The organism is Streptomyces sp. NBC_01176 (assembly GCF_045039825.1).
In the GTDB taxonomy this organism is placed as follows: domain Bacteria; phylum Actinomycetota; class Actinomycetes; order Streptomycetales; family Streptomycetaceae; genus Streptomyces.
On record NZ_CP108600.1, the window covers coordinates 9,143,105 to 9,166,027 of the forward strand.

Annotated in this window: 16 protein-coding genes and 1 riboswitch; of the genes, 7 read left to right on the top strand and 9 right to left on the bottom strand. The window is 70.9% G+C overall.

Annotation, left to right across the window (positions count from 1 at the left end; genetic code table 11):
• Window positions 1-11 precede the first annotated feature (11 nt).
• From metE to OG199_RS39815, 4 genes are all read right to left on the bottom strand, one after another.
• A complete protein-coding gene (gene metE, locus OG199_RS39800; RefSeq protein WP_405833734.1) occupies window positions 12-2,336 on the bottom strand; it encodes a 5-methyltetrahydropteroyltriglutamate--homocysteine S-methyltransferase in 2,325 nt (774 codons plus the stop codon).
• A gap of 183 nt (window positions 2,337-2,519) precedes the next feature.
• Window positions 2,520-2,670, bottom strand: a riboswitch (cobalamin riboswitch).
• A 228-nt stretch (window positions 2,671-2,898) separates the two neighbouring features.
• Window positions 2,899-3,885: a methylmalonyl Co-A mutase-associated GTPase MeaB gene (gene meaB / locus OG199_RS39805; RefSeq protein ID WP_356807506.1), complete on the bottom strand. Its 987-nt coding sequence runs from the start codon at window positions 3,883-3,885 to the stop codon at window positions 2,899-2,901.
• Window positions 3,886-3,890: 5 nt separating this feature from the next.
• Window positions 3,891-6,062: a methylmalonyl-CoA mutase gene (gene scpA / locus OG199_RS39810; RefSeq protein WP_405833736.1), complete on the bottom strand. Its 2,172-nt coding sequence runs from the start codon at window positions 6,060-6,062 to the stop codon at window positions 3,891-3,893.
• The gene (locus tag OG199_RS39815; protein ID WP_405833738.1) at window positions 6,062-7,876 is read right to left on the bottom strand and encodes a methylmalonyl-CoA mutase family protein; all 1,815 of its coding nucleotides are present in this window, start codon (window positions 7,874-7,876) and stop codon (window positions 6,062-6,064) included. The genes scpA and OG199_RS39815 overlap by 1 nt, the downstream gene beginning before the upstream one ends.
• A gap of 470 nt (window positions 7,877-8,346) precedes the next feature.
• Here OG199_RS39815 and OG199_RS39820 point away from each other — a divergent pair, with 470 nt between their 5' ends.
• The 3 genes from OG199_RS39820 (at window position 8,347) to OG199_RS39830 (ending at window position 11,782) form a co-directional block, all read left to right on the top strand.
• Entirely contained in the window at window positions 8,347-8,661 is a 315-nt protein-coding gene (locus OG199_RS39820) for a DUF6400 family protein (RefSeq protein ID WP_405833740.1), read from the top strand.
• Window positions 8,648-8,905 (top strand): hypothetical protein, encoded by a 258-nt coding sequence (locus OG199_RS39825; RefSeq protein WP_401803578.1) that lies wholly within the window; start codon window positions 8,648-8,650, stop codon window positions 8,903-8,905. Before OG199_RS39820 ends, OG199_RS39825 begins: the two co-directional genes overlap by 14 nt.
• Before the next feature lie 489 nt (window positions 8,906-9,394).
• Window positions 9,395-11,782, top strand: a complete 2,388-nt coding sequence (locus OG199_RS39830) for an ATP-binding cassette domain-containing protein (protein WP_405833742.1) — start codon at window positions 9,395-9,397, stop codon at window positions 11,780-11,782.
• 130 nt (window positions 11,783-11,912) lie between these two features.
• On the opposite strand, the gene OG199_RS39835 is transcribed toward OG199_RS39830, so the two are convergent.
• Window positions 11,913-13,220, bottom strand: coding sequence for an LCP family protein (locus OG199_RS39835; protein ID WP_405834818.1), 1,308 nt, complete (start codon window positions 13,218-13,220; stop codon window positions 11,913-11,915).
• A 330-nt stretch (window positions 13,221-13,550) separates the two neighbouring features.
• On the opposite strand from OG199_RS39835, the gene OG199_RS39840 reads away from it, so the two are divergent.
• A complete protein-coding gene (locus OG199_RS39840) occupies window positions 13,551-14,126 on the top strand; it encodes a TerD family protein (RefSeq protein WP_356801141.1) in 576 nt (191 codons plus the stop codon).
• A gap of 708 nt (window positions 14,127-14,834) precedes the next feature.
• The gene (locus OG199_RS39845; RefSeq protein WP_356801165.1) at window positions 14,835-15,215 is read left to right on the top strand and encodes a CAP domain-containing protein; all 381 of its coding nucleotides are present in this window, start codon (window positions 14,835-14,837) and stop codon (window positions 15,213-15,215) included.
• A gap of 28 nt (window positions 15,216-15,243) precedes the next feature.
• Here the strand turns inward: OG199_RS39845 and OG199_RS39850 are convergent, their stop codons facing one another.
• From OG199_RS39850 to OG199_RS39860, 3 genes are all read right to left on the bottom strand, one after another.
• Window positions 15,244-15,909, bottom strand: coding sequence for a DUF4328 domain-containing protein (locus OG199_RS39850; protein WP_405833745.1), 666 nt, complete (start codon window positions 15,907-15,909; stop codon window positions 15,244-15,246).
• A gap of 104 nt (window positions 15,910-16,013) precedes the next feature.
• On the bottom strand, window positions 16,014-16,475 hold the full coding sequence (locus OG199_RS39855; RefSeq protein WP_405833747.1) for a hypothetical protein: 462 nt from the start codon (window positions 16,473-16,475) through the stop codon (window positions 16,014-16,016).
• Between the two features lie 512 nt (window positions 16,476-16,987).
• Complete coding sequence (locus tag OG199_RS39860; protein ID WP_356801144.1) at window positions 16,988-18,133, bottom strand: NAD(P)/FAD-dependent oxidoreductase; 1,146 nt, start codon at window positions 18,131-18,133, stop codon at window positions 16,988-16,990.
• A 133-nt stretch (window positions 18,134-18,266) separates the two neighbouring features.
• Here OG199_RS39860 and OG199_RS39865 point away from each other — a divergent pair, with 133 nt between their 5' ends.
• Window positions 18,267-18,884, top strand: coding sequence for a helix-turn-helix domain-containing protein (locus OG199_RS39865; RefSeq protein ID WP_356801145.1), 618 nt, complete (start codon window positions 18,267-18,269; stop codon window positions 18,882-18,884).
• Window positions 18,885-19,117: 233 nt separating this feature from the next.
• Here the strand turns inward: OG199_RS39865 and OG199_RS39870 are convergent, their stop codons facing one another.
• Window positions 19,118-22,324 carry an alpha-L-rhamnosidase gene (locus OG199_RS39870; protein ID WP_405833750.1) on the bottom strand — a complete coding sequence of 1,069 codons (3,207 nt, stop codon included), beginning with the start codon at window positions 22,322-22,324 and terminating at the stop codon, window positions 19,118-19,120.
• 300 nt (window positions 22,325-22,624) lie between these two features.
• On the opposite strand from OG199_RS39870, the gene OG199_RS39875 reads away from it, so the two are divergent.
• Window positions 22,625-22,885 carry a hypothetical protein gene (locus OG199_RS39875; protein ID WP_356801147.1) on the top strand — a complete coding sequence of 87 codons (261 nt, stop codon included), beginning with the start codon at window positions 22,625-22,627 and terminating at the stop codon, window positions 22,883-22,885.
• Window positions 22,886-22,923: the final 38 nt, after the last annotated feature.

Genomic DNA, 22,923 nt, shown 5'->3' on the forward strand with positions numbered 1-22,923 from the left:
CCACACCTGTGTCAGGAAACCGTCGGCGCCAGGTCGCCGCGGACTTCGCGGGCCGCCGCCACCAGGTTCTCCAGCGCGGCCCGCACCTCCGGCCAGGCGCGGGTCTTCAGGCCGCAGTCGGGGTTGACCCACAGCCGTTCGGCGGGGATGGCCCTGAGTCCGGTACGCAGCAGTTCAGCGGCTTCGTGGGCACTGGGCACGCGCGGTGAGTGGATGTCGTACACCCCGGGTCCGGCCTCGCGCGGGTAGCCGTGGGCGGCGAGTTCCCGGGCGACCTGCATGTGGGAGCGGGCGGCCTCCAGGCTGATGACGTCGGCGTCGAGGTCGTCGATGGCCTGGACGATGTCACCGAACTCGGCGTAGCACATGTGGGTGTGGATCTGGGTCTCCGGCCGTACACCGCCGGTGGTGAGACGGAACGCCTCGGTGGCCCACTCCAGGTAGGCGGCGCGGTCGGCGGCGCGCAGGGGCAGCGTCTCGCGGAGCGCGGGTTCGTCGACCTGGATGACCGGGGTGCCGGCCGCCTCGAGGTCGTCGACCTCGTCGCGCAGGGCGAGTGCGACCTGGCGGGCGGTCTCGCCGAGGGGCTGGTCGTCGCGGACGAAGGACCAGGCGAGCATGGTGACCGGTCCGGTGAGCATGCCCTTGACCGGCTTGGTGGTGAGCGACCGGGCGTACGTCGTCCAGCGCACCGTCATCGGTTCGGGCCGCGAGATGTCGCCGGCCAGGATCGGCGGACGGACGTAGCGGGTGCCGTACGACTGGACCCAGCCGTGCTGCGTGGCGAGGTAACCCGTGAGCTGTTCGGCGAAGTACTGCACCATGTCGTTGCGTTCCGGCTCGCCGTGCACCAGTACGTCGAGACCGGCCTCCTCCTGGAAGGAGATCACCTCGCGGATCTCGTTCCTGACCCGCTCCTCGTACCCGTCGATGTCGATCCGGCGGCCCCGCAGGTCGGCGCGGGCCGTGCGCAGTCGCGCGGTCTGCGGGAACGAGCCGATCGTGGTGGTCGGCAGCAGCGGCAGCCCGAGGCCGGCGCGCTGGGCGGTGGCCCGCTCGGCGTACGGCTGGGAGCGGTGGCCGTCGGCGGCGGTGACCGCGGCGACCCTGGCCCGTACCGCGCTGTCACGGGTGATCACGGAGGACTCCCGGGAGGCGAGGTCGGCCCGGTTCGCGGCCAGTTCGGCGGCGATGGCGCCGGTGCCCCGGGCGAGGCCCTTGGCGAGGACGGCGATCTCCGCCGTCTTCTGGCGGGCGAAGGCGAGCCAGCGCAGGATCTGCGGGTCGATGTCCCGTTCGGCGGACGCGTCGAGCGGTACGTGCAGGAGCGAGCAGGAGGCGGAGACGTCCACCCGGTCGGCGAGCCCGAGCAGGGTGCCGAGTGTGCCGAGGGACTTCTCCAGGTCGTTGACCCAGATGTTGCGGCCGTCGACCACACCGGCCACCAGACGCTTTCCGGGCAGTCCGCCGACGGCGGCCAGGCCGTCGAGGTTGGCGGCGGCCGCGCCGGTGAAGTCCAGCGCGAGGCCGTCCACCGGGGCCTTGGCCAGTACGGGCAGGGCGTCGCCGAGGCGGTCGAAGTAGGAGGCGAGCAGCAGCTTCGGCCGGTCGGTCAGCCTGCCGAGGCCGCGGTAGGCGCGTGCGGCGGCGCTGAGTTCGGCGGGGGTACGGTCCTGGACCAGGGCGGGCTCGTCGAGCTGCACCCACTCGGCTCCCGCCGCGCGGAGGTCGGCGAGCACCTCGGCGTAGACGGGCAGCAGCCGGTCCAGCAGAGTCAGCGGTTCGAAGTCCGCGGCGACACCGGGCGCCGGCTTGGCCAGCAGGAGATAGGTGACCGGACCGACGAGGACGGGCCGGGCGGCGAGACCGAGGGCGATCGCCTCCCCGAGTTGCCCGACCTGCTGGGCGGAGTCCGTCCTGAACACCGTGTCCGGCCCCAACTCCGGCACCAGGTAGTGATAGTTGGTGTCGAACCACTTGGTCATCTCCAGCGGCGCCACGTCCTGGGTGCCGCGCGCCATCGCGAAGTACCCGTCGAGCGGGTCGGCTTCGACGGCCTTGCGGTGCCGCTCGGGGACGGCACCGACCATGACAGTGGTGTCGAGGACGTGGTCGTAGTACGAGAAGTCGCCGGTGGGCACCTCGTGGATGCCGGATTCCGCCAGGTGGCGCCAGTTCGAACGGCGCAGACCTGAGGCGGTCTCCCGGAGGGCGGCGGCGGTGGTCCGGCCCTTCCAGTAGCCCTCGATCGCCTTCTTCAGCTCACGGTCCGGGCCTTGACGGGGGTAGCCGTACACGGTGGACCGTGCTGCCGCGGCTGCGGGCTTGGCTGTCACGGAAATCTCCTTCGCGAGATGTCTCCCTGAGATCCCGGCGGCGGGACGTGAGCGCGAAGGGGTGACGAACCGGGCGGAGTCGACCCGCGCCAGGAGGCGCGGCCGTCCGCCGGTATGTACGCCGACCCGCCCACGAGGTCACCGGGATGTCCGCGCGCGAACGGTCACGCGCGGGCAACGGGCAGGTCTTCGGACTCGCGGGCGCGGTCTCCCCGAAGGGCCACCACCTACTGGCCGTCGCTTCCCAGACCCGGTCGGGCCCAGTGCGTATGACGGCGTTCGTTCCCACTCACCGCTGCGGGGCAGTCCCGGATTCCCACCGGGTTCCCTCTTACGACGCATCCCGCCTGGCGGACGGGGCGAACCAGCTGCACCGGCCACCCTAGAGGGCGACGCGGCCTTGTGCGGGGAGCGGCTCACATCGCGGACGGTGACATGGGACACTGGCCGCGGTCGCCCACGGCTCGGCAGGATCCGTCCGAGGAGGCACGGGTGGGCACCGTGTCCGCCCGAGGGACACGGTGCCGGGCCCCGTCGTGGACGGGCGGAGTGGCGCGACGAGTCAGTCGGCGGCGCCGCCGAACACGCCCAGGATGCGTTCCGCCGCCAGCGTGGCCGTCAACTCCCCGTCCCGGACCTGCCGTTCGAGGGAAGGCGTGAGGGCTCGTACCGCCGGATCCGCGTGCAGCCGGCCGAGGAGCTCGTCGCGGACCATCGTCCAGGTCCAGTCGACCTGCTGGTCGCGGCGCTTGGCGGCGAGGCGGCCGGTCGAGTCGAGCAGGACGCGATGCTGTTCGAGACGTTCCCAGACGGTGTCCAGGCCGGTCGACTCCCGGGCGCTGCAACTCAGCACGGGGGGAGTCCAGGCCGCGTCCACCGGGTGCATCAGACGCAGGGCGCCCGCCAACTCCCGTGCCGCGGAACGTGCGTCGCGCTCGTGCGGGCCGTCCGCCTTGTTGACGGTGATCACGTCCGCGAGCTCCAGGACCCCCTTCTTGATGCCCTGCAACTGGTCGCCGGTGCGGGCCAGCGTGAGCAGCAGGAAGGAGTCGACCATGTTCGCCACCGCGGTCTCCGACTGGCCGACGCCCACCGTCTCCACCAGGATCACGTCGTAGCCCGCCGCCTCCATCACCACCATCGACTCCCGTGTCGCCTTCGCCACGCCGCCGAGGGTGCCGGCGGTGGGGGAGGGGCGTACGAAAGCGGCGGGGTCCACCGCCAGGCGCTCCATCCGGGTCTTGTCACCCAGGATCGAACCGCCCGTACGGGTCGACGAGGGGTCGACGGCGAGCACCGCGACCCGGTGCCCGAGCGAGGTGAGCATCGTGCCGAGCGCGTCGATGAAGGTCGACTTGCCCACACCGGGCACCCCGGTGATGCCGATGCGCCGGGCGTTGCCGCCGTGCGGCAGCAACTCGGTCAGCAGGGCCTGCGCCAGGGACCGGTGGTCGGCCCGGGTCGACTCGACGAGGGTGATGGCCCGTGCGATGTACGCACGCTTCCCGTCGAGCACGCCCTTCACATAGGAGTCGAGGTCGATCGCCATGGGCCTCAGCCGTGTCCAAGACCGGTGGCCAGCCGTTCCACCAGGTCGTACGCCGCGTCCGGGATCACCGTTCCGGGCGGGAAGACGGCCGCCGCGCCCATCTCCAGCAGGGTCGGCACGTCCTGCGGCGGGATCACCCCGCCCACCACGATCATGATGTCCTCGCGCCCCTCCTCGGCCAGTTGCTCCCGCAGCGCCGGGACCAGGGTGAGGTGCCCGGCGGCCAGCGAGGACACCCCGACGATGTGCACGTCGGCCTCGACGGCCTGCCGTGCCACCTCGGCCGGGGTCTGGAACAGCGGGCCGACGTCCACGTCGAAGCCGAGGTCGGCGAAGGCGGTGGCGATGACCTTCTGCCCGCGGTCGTGGCCGTCCTGGCCCATCTTGGCCACCAGGATGCGCGGCCGGCGGCCCTCGGACTCCTCGAAGGCGTCCACCCGGGTGCGGGTGCGTTCCACGGACGGCGACTCGCCTGCTTCGTTGCGGTACACACCCGAGATCGTACGGATCTGGCTCGCGTGCCGCCCGTACACCTTCTCCAGAGCGTCGGAGATCTCACCGACGGTGGCCTTGGCACGGGCCGCGTTCACCGCCAGCTCCAGCAGGTTGCCGGTGCCCCCGGCGGCCGCCGTCAGCGCGCGCAGCGAGTGCTGGCACGCGGACTCGTCGCGCTCCGCGCGCAGCCGCCGCAGCTTCTCGATCTGCTGAGTCCGTACGGAGGAGTTGTCGACCTTGAGGACGTCGATCTGTTCGTCGCTGTCGACCCGGTACTTGTTGACGCCGATGACCGGCTGACGGCCCGAGTCGATCCGGGCCTGGGTGCGGGCCGCGGCCTCCTCCACACGCAGCTTCGGGATGCCCGCGTCGATGGCCTGCGCCATGCCGCCGGCCGCCTCGACCTCCTCGATGTGCTGCCAGGCCCGGCGCGCCAGGTCGTACGTCAGCTTCTCCACGTACGCGCTGCCGCCCCACGGGTCGATCACCCGCGTCGTGCCCGACTCCTGCTGGATCAGCAGCTGGGTGTTGCGGGCGATGCGCGCCGAGAAGTCGGTGGGCAGGGCGAGCGCCTCGTCGAGGGCGTTGGTGTGCAGCGACTGCGTGTGGCCCTGGGTGGCGGCCATGGCCTCCACACACGTGCGCGTCACGTTGTTGAACACGTCCTGCGCGGTGAGGGACCACCCCGACGTCTGGGAATGTGTGCGCAGGGAAAGCGACTTGGCGTTCTTCGGGTCGAACTGCTTGACCAGCCTGGCCCACAGCAGCCGGGCGGCCCGCATCTTGGCGATCTCCATGAAGAAGTTCATGCCGATCGCCCAGAAGAACGAGAGCCGGGGAGCGAACGCGTCCACGTCCAGCCCTGCCTCCTGTCCGGCCCGCAGGTACTCCACGCCGTCCGCGAGCGTGTAGGCCAGCTCCAGATCGGCCGTCGCGCCCGCCTCCTGGATGTGGTACCCGGAGATGGAGATGGAGTTGTAGCGCGGCATCCGCTGGGAGGTGAAGGCGAAGATGTCGGAGATGATCCGCATCGACGGCTTCGGCGGATAGATGTAGGTGTTGCGGACCATGAACTCCTTGAGGATGTCGTTCTGGATGGTCCCGGCCAGCTTCTCGGGCGGGACACCCTGCTCCTCGGCGGCCACGATGTACAGCGCGAGCACGGGCAGCACCGCGCCGTTCATCGTCATCGACACCGTCATCCTGTCCAGCGGGATGCCGTCGAAGAGCTGGCGCATGTCGTAGATCGAGTCGATGGCGACGCCCGCCATGCCGACGTCACCGGTCACCCGGGGGTGGTCGCTGTCGTAGCCGCGGTGGGTCGGCAGGTCGAAGGCGACGGACAGGCCCTTCTGACCGGCCGCCAGATTGCGCCGGTAGAACGCGTTGGACTCCTCGGCGGTGGAGAAGCCCGCGTACTGGCGGATCGTCCAGGGCTGGTTGACGTACATCGTCGGGTACGGGCCCCGCAGATACGGCGCGATGCCCGGGTAGGTGCCCAGGAAGTCCAGGCCCTCGAGGTCACGGCCGGTGTACAACGGCTTGACCGCGATGGCCTCGGGCGTCTCCCAGAGCAGGTCGTCGCCTCCGGACGCGCCCTTGACGGCGGCGCGCCATTCGTCGGAGCCGCCCTCGACGGTGGGCGTCCCCAGTTCGATCCCGGAGAAGTCGGGGATTCCCATCAGGACACTCCCATGCGGTCGAGGGTGGTGGAGAGCACGTCCACGGCGTCACAGCCCGCGAACACGTACGCGTCGACATCGGTGTACTGCCCGGGGCGCCCGGCGAGGAACACATGCCGTGCGCCCGCCGACCTGAGCGCCCCGGCCGCCGCTTCGGCCTGCTCCTCGTACAGCGCGTCGCTGGAACACAGGCAGACCTCGGTGGCACCGGCGGCGCGGAACGCCTCGGCGGTGGGCTCCCCGGTGACCGGCTCGATGCCGCCCGCCTGGAAGAGGTTCGAGGCGAAGGTCGCCCGAGCGGTGTGGGCGGCGGCGGGGCCCAGGGTGGCCAGGAAGATCCGCGGCCGGGTGCCGGTGGCCGCGAGATGGGCGTCGGAGCGGGCACGCAACGTCTCGTACGCCTCGTCGCGCCGCACACGCGGGAGGCCGCCGGACGGTGGCGCGGGCGCGGGTGCGCGTTCGACGAGTCGCTCCGCGAGGTGCGGGAACTCGCTGACACCGGTGATGGGTTCGCGCCGCTTGGCGAGCTTCGCGCTGCGCGCGGCCCAGGTCCGCGCCAGGTCCTCGCCGACCTGGCCCGAGCGCAGAGCGGCCGCCTGGCCGCCCGAACGCTCGATCTGCTGGAAGAACTCCCAGCCCGCGTGGGCCAGTTCGTCGGTGAGACGCTCCACGTACCAGGACCCGCCCGCCGGGTCGATCACCCGGGCCAGATGCGACTCCTCGACCAGGATCGTCGAGGTGTTCCGGGCGATGCGCCGCGCGAACGCGTCCGGCACACCGAGCGCGTCGTCGAAGGGGAGCACGGTGACCGCGTCGGCGCCGCCGACTCCGGCGGCCAGCGTGGCGACCGTCGTGCGCAGCATGTTCACCCACGGGTCGCGGCGCGACATCATCACCGGTGAGGTCACGGCGTGCTGGAGCTGGGCCCCGGGCGCCCCGCAGACCTCGGCGACCCGCGCCCAGAGCCTGCGCGCGGCCCGCAGCTTGGCGATGGTCAGGAACTGGTCGGCGGTGGCCGCGTAGCGGAACTCCAGCTGAGCGGAGGCGAGTTCGACGGGTACCCCCGCCGCGGTCAGCTCCCGCAGATAGGCGACGCCGGTGGCGAGTGAGCAGCCCAGTTCCTGCGCGGCGGAGCCGCCCGCCTCGTGGTACGGCAGCGCGTCCACGGTGAGCGCCCGCAGTCCCGGGTGCTCCGCGGCGCACCGCCGCGCGAGCTCGGCCACCGGCGTGAAGCCGGACGCCTTGCCCGTACGGGCCTCGTGGCCCAACGGGTCGGCGCCGAGATTGCCGCGCACGTCCCCGGCCGCGACGCCGCGCTTCTCGTACAGCGCCAGCAACTCCCGTGCCGCGGACTCGGTTTCGGGCCCCGCGTCCAGGACGACGGGCGCCAGGTCGAGGTAGACGCCGTCCAGCACACGCGGGAGCGACGACACCGGAACGCCGCTCTCACCGACGAGCAGCCAGAGCGAGGTGACGCCGTTCTCCAGATCCGCGAGCACCGCGCCGTCCGAGACCGCCCCGTGCCGCTGGCGTACGTCCCAGCCGCCGACGGTGTTCCCCTCGGCCCGGCCTCCGCGTACGAAGGGAGCGAAGCCGGGGAAACCGGGATCGGGCGCGGAGTCGAGCGCGGTGTACAGGGGGCGGGTCGTGAGCCCGTCCTCCACCGTGGTGGACAGGGCGTCTTCGGCCGCTGAGCCCGAGACTTCCTTCCCCGACTTGCGCAGTACGCCTGCCACGAGGCGCTGCCACTGCTCATGAGTCGCGTCAGGAAACTCGGCGGCCAGCGAAAACTCGTCGTCAGGCAGGACCGTCATGCTCGGATGCTAGGGCAGACCCACAAACGGGCAGCAGAGGGCGCGGCTGTGACCTAGCACTCTTCTCATATCTTTTGGTCGTTCGGCCGGTTCCCTGTCACGAGAGCACGTCCGCGTCGGACAATGCCGGTTGCCCCGGCACCAGGAGGGCGCCGGCCACGGCAGGGCGCGCCCCCGGTGCACGGTCGCGCCTGCCCCGGAACCGGAAGAGGCCGTGCGGCGTGGCTTCCTGACGGCCGGTCAGCGTCCCGGTCCGTCGTCGAGGGCAGGCGGCAGCAGGGTGCCGAGCAGCCTGACCCCGGTCCATGGCGGCGCGGGAGGCCGATCGGCCGTCGATGTCGCGGGCGCCGCGCGGCCTCGGACGGGCCGTCGCCGTGCGTGACGAGGAGTACCGCCCGCGTCGCTGACCTGCTGTGACTTCCCCCACCCCCTCTTGCCCCATGAAAAAAGGCAACCCTAAGTTCTTTGTCATGGCTTCACATGACCCCCCGCATCCGCACGGCCCGGACGAGGCCGCCGGCCGGCCCACGCCCGAAGCCGGACGATCGCAGAACCCCGAGCTGGTGGACTTCATCGTCGACCTCACCTCACAGGAGGTGCTCCGGCAGGCCCACGTCCTGGACGCGCTCGGCGCCGACTGGAGCCCGGTGGAGGCGCTGCACGGCGAGGAGGCGGCGTACGACCTGCTGTACTCCGGTCTCGACGAGGAGCAGCAGCGCGTGTACGACGAACTCGTCGCGGCGGGTGTGCTGCCCCGGCGAGGCGACGGCCATGCTGCCGCTTGACCCGCAGGCGGACCTCGGGCGCCGCGCCTGGGTGGCCTGCCCGAACTGCGACGACAGCCGCGGATGCGAGCCGTGCGAGCAGCGGCGCACGTGCTCCGAGCACTGGCGCTACCTGCTGACCAACACCGGCAGCCTGCTCCACCTGCAGTGCCCGTCGTGCACGCATGTCTGGGTGCACGAGAGCGGCTTCGGCGCCACCCGCTCCCTGTGGAACCGCATCACCGGCGGCGGTCCGCGGAGCTGACCGCCGGACCCGGTGACCGGTCGTCCGGCCGGCCTCCCGCACGATCCGTCCGCGGGTCCGCCGGGCGGCGCGTCCCTGCCACGCGCTGCCGCGTCCACCCCGCCGTCGCGACTCCTCGCCCGCCGATCGCCGGCCGGTCGCCGGGGACCCGCGCCGCGGGACGTCGAGGCGCTCGTACGCGATCCGCGCCGGCGGCCCTGGCCCCGCCGGCCCCGCGCGGCCGGATCGATCAGGAATCGAGAAGCCAGGACCGGTGAGCCGCGGCTAGCGTGACGGTCCTGGACGGCACCCCTCGCGCGGGCTTCCTCCGGTACGACGCGTCGGCCGAGGGCGGCCCGGACACCACGGCGGCACTGCGTGCGGCCGGGATCCAGGGCCCACGGGCCGGAGCGCGAGCGACCCGGACGCAGTGGTCGAAGGTGGTTAGATCGAGCCGGGCGACGCCGCCCGGGACCGTGAGCGCGGCCCCGCGCAACAGATGGAGACACGATGAGCAAGGTCACGAGGACGGGCACGCAGTCGCCTGCGCCGCACGGTGCCGACAGCCACGACCTGATCCGCGTGCTCGGCGCGCGCGTGAACAACCTCAAGGACGTCAGCGTCGAGATCCCGAAGCGGCGCCTGACCGTGTTCACCGGCGTCTCCGGCTCGGGCAAGAGCTCTCTGGTGTTCGGCACGATCGCCGCGGAGTCGCAGCGCCTGATCAACGAGACCTACAGCTCCTTCGTGCAGGGCTTCATGCCGACGCTGGCGCGGCCCGAGGTCGACGTGCTCGAAGGCCTGACCACCGCGATCATCGTGGACCAGCAGCGCATGGGCACCGACCCGCGCTCCACGGTCGGCACCGCCACCGACGCCAACGCCATGCTGCGCATCCTCTTCAGCCGGCTCGGGCAGCCGCACATCGGCTCGCCGGGCGCGTTCGCCTTCAACGTGCCCTCGGTCCGGGCGAGCGGAGCGATCACGGTCGAGCGGGGTGCCAAGAAGGCGGTGAAGGCGACCTTCAACCGCCTCGGCGGCATGTGCCCACGCTGCGAGGGCCGGGGCACGGTCACCGACATCGACCTGTCCCAGCTGTACGACGACAGCAAGTCCCTCGACGAGGGCGCCCTCACGATCCCCGGCTACAGCATGGACGGCTGGTACGGGCGCATCTTCAAGGGCTGCGGCTTCTTCGACCCGGACAAGCCGATCCGCAAGTACACCAAGAAGGAGCTCCACGACCTCCTCCACAAGGAGCCGACCAAGATCAAGGTCGACGGCGTCAACCTGACCTACGAGGGACTGATCCCGAAGATCCAGAAGTCGATGCTGTCCAAGGACGTCGACGCCCTGCAGCCGCACGTCCGCGCCTTCGTGGAGCGCGCGATGACGTTCACCGTCTGCCCCGAGTGCGACGGCACGCGGCTGAGCGAGGCGGCCCGCTCGTCGAAGATCGCCGGGATCAGCATCGCCGACGCCTGCGCGATGCAGATCAGCGACCTGGCGGAGTGGGTACGAGGTCTGGACGAACCGTCCGTCGCGCCGCTGCTGGCCGCGCTGGGACACACCCTCGACTCGTTCGCCGAGATCGGCCTCGGCTACCTGTCGCTCGACCGTCCCTCGGGCACCCTGTCCGGCGGCGAGGCACAGCGCGTCAAGATGATCCGGCACCTCGGCTCCTCACTCACCGACGTCACCTATGTCTTCGACGAGCCCACCACAGGCCTGCATCCGCATGACATCCAGCGCATGAACGGCCTGCTGCTGCGCCTGCGGGACAAGGGCAACACGGTGCTCGTCGTGGAGCACAAGCCGGAGGTGATCGCGATCGCCGACCACGTCGTGGACCTCGGCCCCGGCGCAGGTACGGCGGGCGGCACCCTGTGCTTCGAAGGCACCGTCGAGGGTCTGCGGACGGGCGGCACCATCACCGGCCGCCATTTCGACGACCGGGCCCTCGTCAAGGAGACGGTGCGCAAACCCACCGGAACGCTGGAGATCCGCGGCGCCACGACGCACAACCTGCGGGACGTCGACGTCGACATCCCGCTCGGGGTGCTCGCCGTCGTCACGGGCGTCGCGGGCTCCGGCAAGAGCTCGCTCGTGCACGGGTCGATCCCCGCCGGTGAGGGCGTGGTGTCGGTCGACCAGGGAGCGATCCGCGGCTCGCGACGGAGCAACCCGGCGACGTACACCGGACTGCTCGAACCGATCCGCAAGGCGTTCGCCAAGGCCAACGGCGTGAAACCGGCCCTGTTCAGCGCCAACTCCGAAGGCGCCTGCCCCGCCTGCAACGGAGCCGGCGTCATCTACACCGACCTGGCGATGATGGCCGGCGTCACCTCCACCTGCGAGGAGTGCGAGGGCAAGCGGTTCGACGCGTCGGTGCTGGAGTACCACCTCGGGGGCCGCGACATCAGCGAGGTCCTCGCGATGTCGGTGACCGAGGCCCTGGAGTTCTTCGGCGCCGGCGAGGCGAGCACGCCGGCCGCGCACCGCGTCCTCGGCCGCCTCGCCGACGTGGGGCTCGGTTATCTCAGCCTGGGTCAGCCCCTCACGACCCTGTCCGGCGGTGAACGGCAGCGGCTCAAGCTGGCCACGCACATGGCCGACAAGGGCGGTGTGTACGTCCTCGACGAGCCGACCGCCGGCCTTCACCTCGCCGACGTCGAGCAGCTGCTCGGCCTGCTCGACCGACTCGTCGACTCCGGCAAGTCGGTCATCGTCGTCGAGCACCACCAGGCGGTCATGGCACACGCCGACTGGATCATCGACCTCGGTCCCGGCGCCGGTCACGACGGCGGCCGCATCGTCTTCGAGGGCACCCCCGCCGATCTGGTCGCCGCCCGTTCCACGCTCACGGGCGAGCACCTCGCGGCCTACGTCGGCGGCTGACCGAGGCCCCGGACGCGCGACCTACCGGCCCGGCCGGACGAGCTGTCTCGTTCGATCCGGCTCGTCCCGCGCGGCTGATCCGGCTCGTCCCGCGCGACTGATCCGCCTTGCCCCACACGGCCCGGGGCCGCTATCGGACGGCGTCGAGCTTGAAGTCCGGGCCGACCACCAGGGTCACCGCGCCGCCCGTCGCCGCGGTGTCCTGCTCCGCGGAGACCCCGGGGAGCCGGGAGACGAGCACGGCGGCCTGCCGGTCGAGTCCCCGCGGGTGGCTGACCGTCGTCGTGCGGACGGGAGAGGGCGCGTTGCCGGTGGCGACGACCGTGAAGCCCACCTCGCGGAGCTGCTCGGCGACGGCCGCGGCTCGCCCGCCGACCCCCGTGCCGTTGAGGACCTGGACGCGCACGGACGACGCGTACACCAAGTCCTTGGTTTCCGCCTGGAGTTGCTTCTTGCGGACTTCGTGGTCCCTGGCCAGCGCGGTGAACAGGTCGGCGGCCTGCGGGTACTGCCACACGACGTTGGCCTGGTCGGTGGGCGCGTCGGCCTCGCGGGGGTAGTTCGGCACGGTCAGGAAGGCGAGGCGGTCGCTCGGGATTCCCTTGACCTGGGACGCCAGGCCGTAGAGCGGCTTGATGCCGGCCAGGTCCTTGTCCGTGGTGAGCGACTTGGTCGCCGACTGCAGGAAGCCGTACAGGGAACCGGGACTGGTCAGCTTCGACTGCGCCTTCTCGGCGAGGGCCTGCATGAACTCCTGCTGGCGGCCGATGCGTCCGAGGTCGGAGCCGTCGCCGACGCTGTAGCGGGCGCGGACGTAACCGAGTGCCTTCTCGTCCTTGATGGTCTGGCAGCCGGCCTTCAGGTCAAGATGGGCCTTGGTGTCGTGGATGGCCTGCTCGGGGCAGACCTCGATTCCCTCCAGCGCGTTGACCATGCCCTTGAAGCCCTGGAAGTCGATGGACATGAAGTGATCGATGCGCAGCCCGGTGTTCCGCTCGACCGTCTTGATGGTGCAGGCGGCGGCGTCGGCGACCTTACCGTTGCTCCCGCCGATCGCGAACGCCTCATTGATCTTGAAGCGGTGGACGGTGGACGTGCTGCCGTCGCCCTTGTCGCAGGCCGGGATCCGCACCCAGGAGTCGCGGGGGAAGGACACGGCGGTGGCCCATTTCCGGTTGGCGGCGATGTGCAGCACCATCAGGGTGTCCGACTGCATGGTCGTCAGCCCCTTGCCGTACTTGGCGTTGCCGCCCGCGCGGGTGTCCGAACCGACGAGGAGGATGTTCTTGGAACCCGGGCTGAGGTTGACCGGCCTGCCCTCACCGAGCTTGTTGTCGAGGTCCGCGGCCTGGATGTTGTCGTTGAGATCCTTGTAGACCCACGCACCTATGCCGGCGACGACGAGGAGTGTCGCGGACAGAACTCCCGCGACCCACAGCAGCGTTCGGCGCCGCCCCGCGCGCGTACCCCCCGATCGCTGTACGCCCCGCTGCCCCACCCCGACCACCTCCGGCCCGATCGCCCGCTCCGCTGCCACACTGTTCACGACCGTCCGGCCACGTGAGCCTTGAACTCTACGCAGTTGTCGAGGGAGTTACGCTCCCGGGCGGCGCGGCGTTCAACAGCCGACCGCCACCTCGGGTCTGTCGACACCGCTCCCTCGTCGCGGTGGCACACGCCGCCCCAGCTGCGATTTCTACAGTGTTGTAGATTCTGACCGGGTCCGTTCTGCGGACCCGAACCGACCGACTACGTGGAGGGATCAGCCATGGGTGTTTCCCTGGGCAAGGGCGGCAACGTCTCGCTGAGCAAGGAGGCGCCGGGTCTGACCGCGGTGCTGGTGGGGCTGGGCTGGGACGTTCGGACCACCACCGGCGCCGACTTCGACCTGGACGCCTCCGCGCTCCTGTTGAACGCGTCGGGCAAGGTCGTCTCGGACCAGCACTTCGTCTTCTACAACAACCTGAAGAGCCCGGACGGTTCCGTCGAGCACACCGGCGACAACCTGACCGGTGAGGGCGAGGGCGACGACGAGAGCGTCAAGGTGAACCTCGCCGCCGTACCCGCCGACGTCGACAGGATCGTCTTCCCGGTGTCGATCCACGACGCCGAGTCCCGCGGACAGAGCTTCGGACAGATCCGTAACGCCTTCATCCGAGTGGTCAACCAGGCCGGCGGGACCGAACTCGCCCGCTACGACCTGTCCGAGGACGCCTCGACGGAGACCGCGATGGTCTTCGGAGAGCTGTACCGCAACGGCGCCGAGTGGAAGTTCCGGGCGGTGGGTCAGGGGTACGCCTCCGGTCTGGCCGGGATCGCCGCCGACTTCGGCGTCAACGTCTGACGAACCGCGCCCCGGGGTCGGGGGTGAGGGCAGTGCCCGGGTCCTCACCCCCGACGCCGGCGAGCCCGCCGGGGGACCACCCCTCCCACGCGTCCCGCCTCCGACCGGCGGGCCGACCGGACTTCACCCCGGCCACGCTCCACCCCATGCCGTCGGGGACGCGGTGACCGCGCGTCCTTCTCGATGAAGATCTGCGACGCCGCGGTAGCCCCCTGGCGCCGTGCTGGCCCAACGGGTCCGTGTTCCGCCCCGGTTGGCCGGTTGTACCGGATCACGCTGTTCCTCGCGTGTACAGGGCGCCCTGAGGATGCCGCCGTTGGCGTCACGCTCCCGTGAGCCGGGCCCGCGCCCCCGAGCACCCGATGCCGGCGTCGTCGTGCGCCACGGGGGCGGGTAGGACTGATGCTCGTCGCCCCCACTCACACAGGTTCCGACCAGCACGTCCCACCAGGTGTCCCCGCGGCTCGGACACGGCGTCCGTGCGGCGCCGCCCTCACCGGAGACGCCCCGTGACCCAGCGAGGTCCGTTTGAGGAAGTACCGCAGGAAGACGCGCCACCGGAAGGCGGCCGTCGTCGCGATCGCGCTGGGCGCGTTGGTGATACCGTCCGCCGCCGTCGCGTGCCCGGAGGGACGGGGGGCCGGGGGCGGAGCGCCCCTGAGCGCCCCTGGCGCGGCGGCCCCGGCTCACGTGGCCGTGACTCACCTCGTGGCCCTGGTCAACAGAGCCCGTCACAGGGCCGGTTGCTACCCGGTGATCCTGAACGCGAAGCTCTCGAAGGCCGCTCGACACCACAGCGTGGACATGGCGCGCCATCGGAACATGTCGCACTGGGGATCCGACGGTTCGGGTCCCGGCCGGCGGATCGCGCGGGCCGGCTACGACTGGAGTGCGTACGGCGAGAACGTCGCGTACGGCTACCCGACCTCCGCGGCGGTCATGGCGGCCTGGATGTCCAGCCCCGGCCACCGGCACACCATCCTGACGTGCGAGTTCAGGGAGATCGGCGTCGGCTTCGCGCAGCCCGGCAGCTACTGGACCCAGGACTTCGGCACGGTCCGCCGGCCGGCACCTCGCGGCCCCCTGTGACCCACCCGCGCGACCGTCGCCGGTGTGGTCAGGCGGGAGTGAGTGGTTCGACGGCCGGGTCGGCCCGGAGCGCGGCGCCCTGTCCCGCGGTGATGCGCTGGATGACGAGGATCGCGAGGACCGCCGCGGCGATGTCGAGCGCTCCCGAGGCGACGAGGAGGGGCATCGAGGTTCCCTGACCGGTCTGCGAGACCACGGTGACCACCGCGTACCCGGTCCAGGCCGACCACCAGACGTTCACCAGGAGATCGCCTCGTCCCTGATCGGCTCCGCGCGCGGCATTCGCGTGGTCCACGGCGAGAACGAGTCGGCGCGGGGCCCAGAGGTTGACCACCGGGACGAGCCAGGCGACCACGGCCCAGGTGCCGGACCCGGTGACGGCGTCCATGCCGGTGCCGGTGCCGGTGCCCGTTCCGGTTCCGGTTCCGGTTTCGGTTTCGGTTTCGGACGAGAGTGCCCGCGCGTTCGCCCAGCACCGGCTGAACCACGTCAGGAAGACGGCGAACGTCCCCGTCATGACATAGACGAACACCATCGACCCGAGTCCCGAGTCCCTCGACGGAGCGTCCGAGGGATGCAGGTGGTGGGCCCGGACAGCCACTGCCCGGAACACCTCCGCGACACCCGCGACGGCTATCGCGCCCTGTGCGAAGCGGGCAAGGAGCCATGGCGGCGTACTGGCGAGCCTGGTCACGGGGAGACCTACTTTTCGCGGGCGGCGCGCACTGCGGCAGCGCGGCGGGGGAATCGGCGCCTCGGATCATAGGTCAGCAGCGTGAACGGTGCTGTCGGACCGGGCTACTTCACCGTGACGGTGACGGTCGGTGAGACAGTCTTGTCCGCCTTGACGCGCAGCTGTTCCTTGCCCTTGGTGTTGAGTTTGGCTTTCAGGGTGTACCCGCTGCCGTTCTTGACCGTGGTGCTCGCCTTCAGCGAGTTCCACTTGCCGTCCTTCTTGTGCTGGAGCGTCACCTTGGTGTGGATCTTCAGGCCCTTGGAGTGGCCGGTGAAGGTGACCGACTCTCCCGCCTTCACCTCTGACTTGTCGGCCTTGATGGTGATCGAGCTCTTGCCGGACGGTGTGGCCTTCGTGGTACTGGTCCTGGTGAGAGCGGGGTTCGAGACGGCGGCCTGTCCGGCGGCGAAGGCGCCGGCGGTGCCGGCCGACAGCAGAGCGGCGGACAGGACACCCGCGGCGAGCGCGCGGGCCGTGCGAGAGCGGAGCGTGGACATCACGTTGGACTCCTGACGAGAAGGCATCCCCCTGTGGTGCGCGTGGCGCCCAGACCGGTCGGATCGTCTGGTACCAGGCTATTTGTGTGCGGGGTGGACGGCTACTCGACCTCCGCGTGGTCCCGGGGGAGCGGGTTCGGCGTGTCCGCCGGGACGAGCGGTCTCGGCGAGACTCTGGGGATCAAGAGGCCCCCGCTCAAGAGGCCCCCGCTGTCGCCGAGTTCCTTCCTGCGAATGGTCTCCGGCGACGCCCGCACCGGCTTCCACCGATTCGACCGAGCCGGTTGGAACCGCCGGCTTCCGTCGGCCCCGTCGCCGACGGGCGGTGTGCGTCGCCGCCCCGATGAAACACGGCCCGCGGTGGAGAACTCGGAATCCCGCGCGGGGCGCCGAGTGCCGAAGGGCTGACTGTCACTTCCCCTGGCCGTTGAGGGCGACGGAGGCGCGGGCGATGTCGCCGGTCCGGACCAACCACTCGGTCCCACGGCCTGGCTGCCCGATGGTTTCTCCGGGGTGCGCTCGTTCTCGCGGACAGGGGCTCAGGGCTGGGCGTCGTGGTCGTCGCCGAAGTCGGGGAGGTCGGCGGACAGCAGGTGCTCGGCGCCGCCTTCGAGGATCCCTGCCGTTCCGGTGGAACGGGGGAGCATGGTCTTCTCGTAGGTCCGGACGGCGTCCTCGACGGTGGCGGAGCCGGCGAGGGCGAGGGCGAGTTCGCAGGCGTCGAGCATGGCGAGGTTGACGCCGACGCCGAGCGGGGGCATGAGGTGGGCGGCGTCGCCGAGCAGGGTCACGGTCGGGTCGTGCTCCCAGGTGTGCGGGACGGGGAGGGCGAAGATCGGGCGGTCGACGTAGAGGCCGTCGTTGTCGGTGATCATCTGGCGCATCCGGGGCGACCAGTTGGCGTACCTGTCGAGGAGCAGGGTGCGGATGCCGTCGGTGTCGTCGGTGGTCAGGCCGCTCCGGCTGATCCAGTCGACCGGGACTCGCTGGATGAGGTAGACGCGGATGTGTTCTCCGCTGTTGCGCTGGGCGAACAGGCCACGATCGCCGTCAGCGGCATGGGCGCCGCCCCGGCCGACCAGCTCGGCGATGTCGGGGTGGCGGTTCTCGACGTCGGAGAACCACGCCTCCAGAAAGCTCACCCCTGTGTACTCGGGGACGGCGGGGGACACGGCCGGGCGTACCCGGGAGAAGGCGCCGTCGGCGCCGATGACCAGATCGGTCTCGATGGTCGTGCCGTCGGCGAAGTGCAGGCGTCGGGGCCCGTCGGCGGGGCCGCTGATCGTGTCAAGGGCTTGTCCCCAGCGCACGGTTCGCGGCCGCAGGGAGTCGAGCAGCAGGTCGCGCAGCTGGCCGCGGTCGATTTCCGGCTTGAAGAGCTCGTCGGCCTCCGGGACCTTGTGGGACGTGATCGTGCCGGTCGGGTCCATCTGCCGCATCTCCTGCCCTTCGGGGCGGGCCAGCTCGAAGAACTCGTCAAGCAGGCCGGCCTCGCGCAGGGCGATCTGGCCGTTGTCCGCGTGCAGGTCCAGGGTGCCGCCCTGATCGCGGGAGTCGGGGCCCGGTGCGCGGTCGTGGACGGTGACCGCGATGCCGTGTCGCTGGAGGATGCGGGCGCAGGTCAGCCCGCCGGGTCCGGCGCCGATGATGCTGATCCTGGCCTGGGCAGGTGCTGCGTGGTTCATGTCGTTCCTTTCGCCGGCGCCGGATCATGGGCGCGGCCCTGTGCCGCGGACCCGTCGGGCACCGCCATTTTTTGCAACAGATACAAACATACAACCATTCCAAGTTTGTTCGACGCCGGGTAGGGTTGAAGACATGGCAGAGACGATCGACCGCGCAGGAACGGGCGGGCGGCGCGAACGCAAGAAGGCCGCCACCCGCCAGGCGATCGCCGACACGGCGCTGCGACTGTTCCTGGAACGCGGTTACGAGCAGGTGGGCGTCCGCGAGATCGCCGAGGGAGCCGACGTGTCAGTGTCGACCCTGTTCAACTACTTCCCCCGAGGCAAAGAGGCCCTGGTCTTCGATGAGGACGCCCGCAACGAGGCCGCCCTGGTCCGCGCGGTCACCGACCGACCGCCAGGTCGGACCGTCCCCCAGGCTCTGCGCGCCCACCTCACCGGCTTCGTCGACTCGGCCCACACCAGGGACCCCCGCTTCGCCGACTTCCAGCGGCTCATCCAGGAGACCCCGGCCCTGCGCGAGTACTCCCGCACGATGTGGTTGCGCCATGAAAGCGCTCTGGCCCACGCTCTCGCCGACGAGACCGGCCTGCCGCACGGCGACCTCGTCTGCGCCGCCTACGCCCGGTTCACCCTCGAAATCCTCGCGTTCGCCGACTCCCGTCCCGATCCCGTCGCGGCCGTCGACCAGGCCTGTCTCCTGCTCGACCAGGGTTGGACGACCACCGTCGCCCAACGTGACCGCAGCTAGGGGACCCAGGTCATTTTCGACGGAACCCTGATCGAGTCCGACCGCGTCGCGGGCACGCGTGAAACCAGCAACGACCTGTGGTTCAGCCGCACATACCAGGCGTTCGGTGGCGGCGTTCAGTTCCTGTCCGCGACGACCCCGAGCCCTCCCCGTACCCCTTCACCCCCCGGTCGCTCGAACCGGGGAGTGAAGGGCCGGAGCCCGCTTGTTCGCGGCGCGGCCGGTCCCGCGCGCTACGCGCTGAAGCGGTGGGTGCCGGAACCGACCCGGTACACCGCGCAGCCGTCCTCCTCGCGCAGGAAGGTGCCGTGGTCATGGGTGACCGCCCGCCGGTCGGCAGCGGGGATCCACACCTCCGCGGTCGTGTTGGGAGGCACGCTGCAGGTCAGGGCGAAGTGGCCGGACCGTGTGCGCCATTGTGTGGAGACCGGGCCGTAGACCGAGGTGAACGTGGCGCGGGCGGAGGTGACGTCGCCGCCCGGGCGGGGCCGTACGACGATCTCGCGGTACCCGGGCCGGCCGGCCGCGATGCCGGCGATGTTCGTGTACATCCACTCGCCGACCGAGCCGTAGGCGTAGTGGTTGAAGGAGTTCATGTCCGGGGTCTGGAAGCTCCCGTCGGGCTTGATGGAGTCCCAGCGTTCCCACATCGTGGTCGAGCCCTTGTCGATCTGATAGCCCCAACTGGGGAAGGAGCGCTGCTGCAGCAGCCGGTAGGCGACGTCGGTGTGCCCGGTGTCGGTGAGGACGGGAAGCAGCCGGGGCGTACCGAGGAAGCCCGTCGACAGATGCCAGTCCTTGGCCTCGATCAGGGCGACGAGACGGTCGGCCGCGGCCTTTCTCAGCGCGTCCGGCAGCAGGTTCATCGACAGGGCGAGCACATAGGCCGTCTGCGTGTCGCCCTTCACCCTGCCGTCGGCGGCGACATAGGCGTTCCGGAACGCCTCGCGTATCCGGCCGAAGAGATCGAGCCAGGAGGTGGCGTCCTCGCCGATCTCCCGGGCGATCCGGGACGCGAGATCGGCGCTGTGCGCGAAGTACGCGGTGGCGATGACGTCCTTCGGCGTCTCGTCGTCGACGTTCAGCCAGTCGCCGTATCCACTGGCCGGCCGCAACAGGTTGTCGCTGTTCCTCTCGAGGTACTTCAGCCAGGACCGGACGGACGGCCAGGCATCCTCCAGCACCTGCCGGTCCCCGTACGCCTGGTACAGGGACCAGGGAACCGTGACGCCCGCGTCGCCCCAGCCCGCGACGCCGTTGCCGACCGTGCCGACCATGGGCGCCACGTCCGTGAACGCGCCGTCCGAGGTCTGCCCGTCGCGCAGGTCGACGAGCCACTTGCTGAGGAACCGGGCCGACTCCATCGTGTACGCGGCGGTCGGGGCGAAGACGTTGATGTCGCCGGTCCAGCCCAGCCGCTCGTCGCGCGCGGGTGTGTCCGTCGGCACGGAGAGGAAGTTGCCGCGCTGACCCCAGGTGATGTTGCTGTGCAGCTGGTTGAGCATCGGGACGTTCGTCTCGAACTCGAAGGTGAAGGGGGCGGACGTGTGCATGACGCGGCCGGTCACGGCCTTCGCCGAGGGAGTGCCGGGGAATCCGGTCAGCTCGACGTAGCGGAACCCGTGGAAGGTGAAGCGGGGCTCGTACGTCTCCTCGCCGCCGCCCTTGAGGGTGTACGAGTCGGTCGCCGCGGCGGTTCGCAGGTTCGCGGTGTAGAGGGTGCCGTCCGGGTTGAGGACCTCGGCGTGCCGCAGACGTACGGTCGTTCCCGCCTTGCCGGAGACCCGCAGCCGCACGGAGCCGACCATGTTCTGGCCCAGGTCGAGGACGAAGACGCCCGGCTCGGGTTCGGTCACCTTCTTGACCGCGAGTTCCTCGGCGACCCGCACCGGCCCGTCCACCTGCGCGACGATCCGGGCGGGAGCGGCGTCGCCCGCGCCGCGGACGGCGAGCCAGGTCCGGTCGTCGAAGCCGGCGGAGGTCCAGCCGGCGGTCTCCTTGCGCGCGTCGTACGTCTCGCCGCCCAGCAGGTCGGCGGCGAGGATCGGCCCGGAGGCGGCCCGCCAGTCCGCCCCCGAGGTGATCCGCTCGCTCGTCCCGTCGGCGTACTCGACCTCCAACTGGGCCAGAAGCGCGGGACGTTCACCGTACTGGTGGGGCCCGAACATGCCGACGTTGCCGGCGTACCAGCCAGGCGCCACGTACACGCCGAGGGCGTTTCCGCCCGACCGCAGCAGCGTGGTGACATCGTACGCCTGGTACTGGACGCGTTCGCGGTAGTCGGTCCAGCCGGGAGCGAGGTGGTCACGACCCACGCGGCGGCCGTTCAGGTGGGCCTCGTACAGGCCGAGAGCCGTGGCGTACAGGCGCGCGCGGGCGACCTTCTTGCGGGGCAGCCTGAACTCGTGCCGCAGCTGGTTGGCGGCGTACGACGCGGGGACGACCCTGCCCCACGGCCCGGCCCCCCACGCGGCGGCCTCCTTCGCCGCCGGCCAGGCGCTGTCGTCGAAACCGGCCTCGCGCCAGGCGCCTGCGGGCTCCTGGTCCGTCGACTTCCAGGAGGCGTCGGTCAGGATCCGCTGCTCGCCGGACGCGGTGTGGAGCGCGAGGACGGCCACGAGACCGGCGGGTCCCTCGCTCGCGTTGGTCGCCGCGATCGCGAGGACGTTCTGACCGGAACGCAGCTGGGCGAGCACGTCGACGACGGCCGGACGGCGCCAGCCCTCGTTGTCCGTCTCCAGGTCGGTGCGGGCCACCTCGGTGCCGTTCACCGAGACGGCGTACACGTTGTCCGCGGTGATGGCCAGTGTCGCCGCCGTGATCCCGGCCGGCAGATCGACGGTACGACGGAACCAACGGGTCGCCGCCGGGGCGCTGTTGGCCGGTTCACCCTCGGGGAACCAGATCCAGTCGCTGCCTTCGAGGGACGGAGCGTCGGTGAGGACCGGGGGCGCGGAGATCCATTCCGCGGACCACTGCGCGGCGTCCATGAGACCGGTCTCCCACCACGACGGCTCGCTCCAGCCGGAGGCCCCGCCATCGGCGTCCCACACGCGCACACTCCAGAAGTAGCGTGTCCGCGGCTCGAGTCGGGGGCCCGCGTAGGGGATGAGGACGGAGTCGCCGGAGACGACCTTCCCGCTGTCCCAGACGTCCGGGTGCGACAGACGCGAGGCGCTGGAGGCGACGTGGATCTGATACGCCCTCTGGCGCATGCCCGGTTCGTCCGAGGCCACCGGCCAGCTCAGCCTGGGGTGTTGCACGTCGAGGCCCAACGGGTGCTGGACGTACTCGACGGTCGGCACCGTGACGCGCGGGGCGCCGTGCCGGGCCCCCGTCGCAGCGGATGCGGACGGTGCGGCCACGGACGGTCCGGCTCCGGCGACCACGGCACCGACCGTGGCCGCCGCGCCCGCCAGGATGTTCCTCCTACTGATCACTACGGCCCCTCACGCAGGAATGATGAATCGATTCACACCGGTGGACTGAGGTGAACGTAGGGGCGCGCGGTGTGAGGGTCAATGAGTGTGCAGGGTATTTCTTGACGGGCCATCACCAAGGAACGGGCTTCGGGAGGTTCCCGAGGGGCTCGCGAGGCGACCGATTGAACGGTTTCAATCCCTGGGTCCCCGGCCGCGGGTAGCGCACGTGCCTTCGCCGTCGTCGGTGTCCGCCGTGGGCCACGGTCCACGTTCCGGCGCGGGCTGTTTCGGATGCGCGGGTGCGGGCAACCGGCCGCTATGAACAACGGCGAAGATCAGGCGGAAGCGATCGAAACCCGGGGGGACGAACACCATGTCGTCCTCAGTGCCGACACCAATGGTGACGGGAAGCCCGATGTGTGGATGACCGACACCACGGGAGACGGCAAGGCCGACCTCTACCAGTTCGACACGACGGGCGACGGGGAGGTGGACGTCACGATGGTCGAACGAGCCGACGAGCCGGGCGAGGACCGTATCGTCGTCGACGGCGACGGCGGTCATCCCATCGAGTCCTGAAACACGCAGTCCGGCTCCCGCGAGCCCTCCCGGGCGCG

Excerpts from the sequence above, each read along its gene's own strand:
- meaB (WP_356807506.1), bottom strand. The coding sequence starts at position 3,885 with ATGGCGATCGACCTCGACTCCTATGTGAAGGGCGTGCTCGACGGGAAG.
- scpA (WP_405833736.1), bottom strand. The coding sequence starts at position 6,062 with ATGGGAATCCCCGACTTCTCCGGGATCGAACTGGGGACGCCCACCGTC.
- OG199_RS39815 (WP_405833738.1), bottom strand. The coding sequence starts at position 7,876 with ATGACGGTCCTGCCTGACGACGAGTTTTCGCTGGCCGCCGAGTTTCCT.
- OG199_RS39820 (WP_405833740.1), top strand. The coding sequence starts at position 8,347 with ATGGCTTCACATGACCCCCCGCATCCGCACGGCCCGGACGAGGCCGCC.
- OG199_RS39825 (WP_401803578.1), top strand. The coding sequence starts at position 8,648 with ATGCTGCCGCTTGACCCGCAGGCGGACCTCGGGCGCCGCGCCTGGGTG.
- OG199_RS39830 (WP_405833742.1), top strand. The coding sequence starts at position 9,395 with ATGAGCAAGGTCACGAGGACGGGCACGCAGTCGCCTGCGCCGCACGGT.
- OG199_RS39840 (WP_356801141.1), top strand. The coding sequence starts at position 13,551 with ATGGGTGTTTCCCTGGGCAAGGGCGGCAACGTCTCGCTGAGCAAGGAG.
- OG199_RS39855 (WP_405833747.1), bottom strand. The coding sequence starts at position 16,475 with ATGCCTTCTCGTCAGGAGTCCAACGTGATGTCCACGCTCCGCTCTCGC.
- OG199_RS39860 (WP_356801144.1), bottom strand. The coding sequence starts at position 18,133 with ATGAACCACGCAGCACCTGCCCAGGCCAGGATCAGCATCATCGGCGCC.
- OG199_RS39865 (WP_356801145.1), top strand. The coding sequence starts at position 18,267 with ATGGCAGAGACGATCGACCGCGCAGGAACGGGCGGGCGGCGCGAACGC.
- OG199_RS39875 (WP_356801147.1), top strand. The coding sequence starts at position 22,625 with ATGAACAACGGCGAAGATCAGGCGGAAGCGATCGAAACCCGGGGGGAC.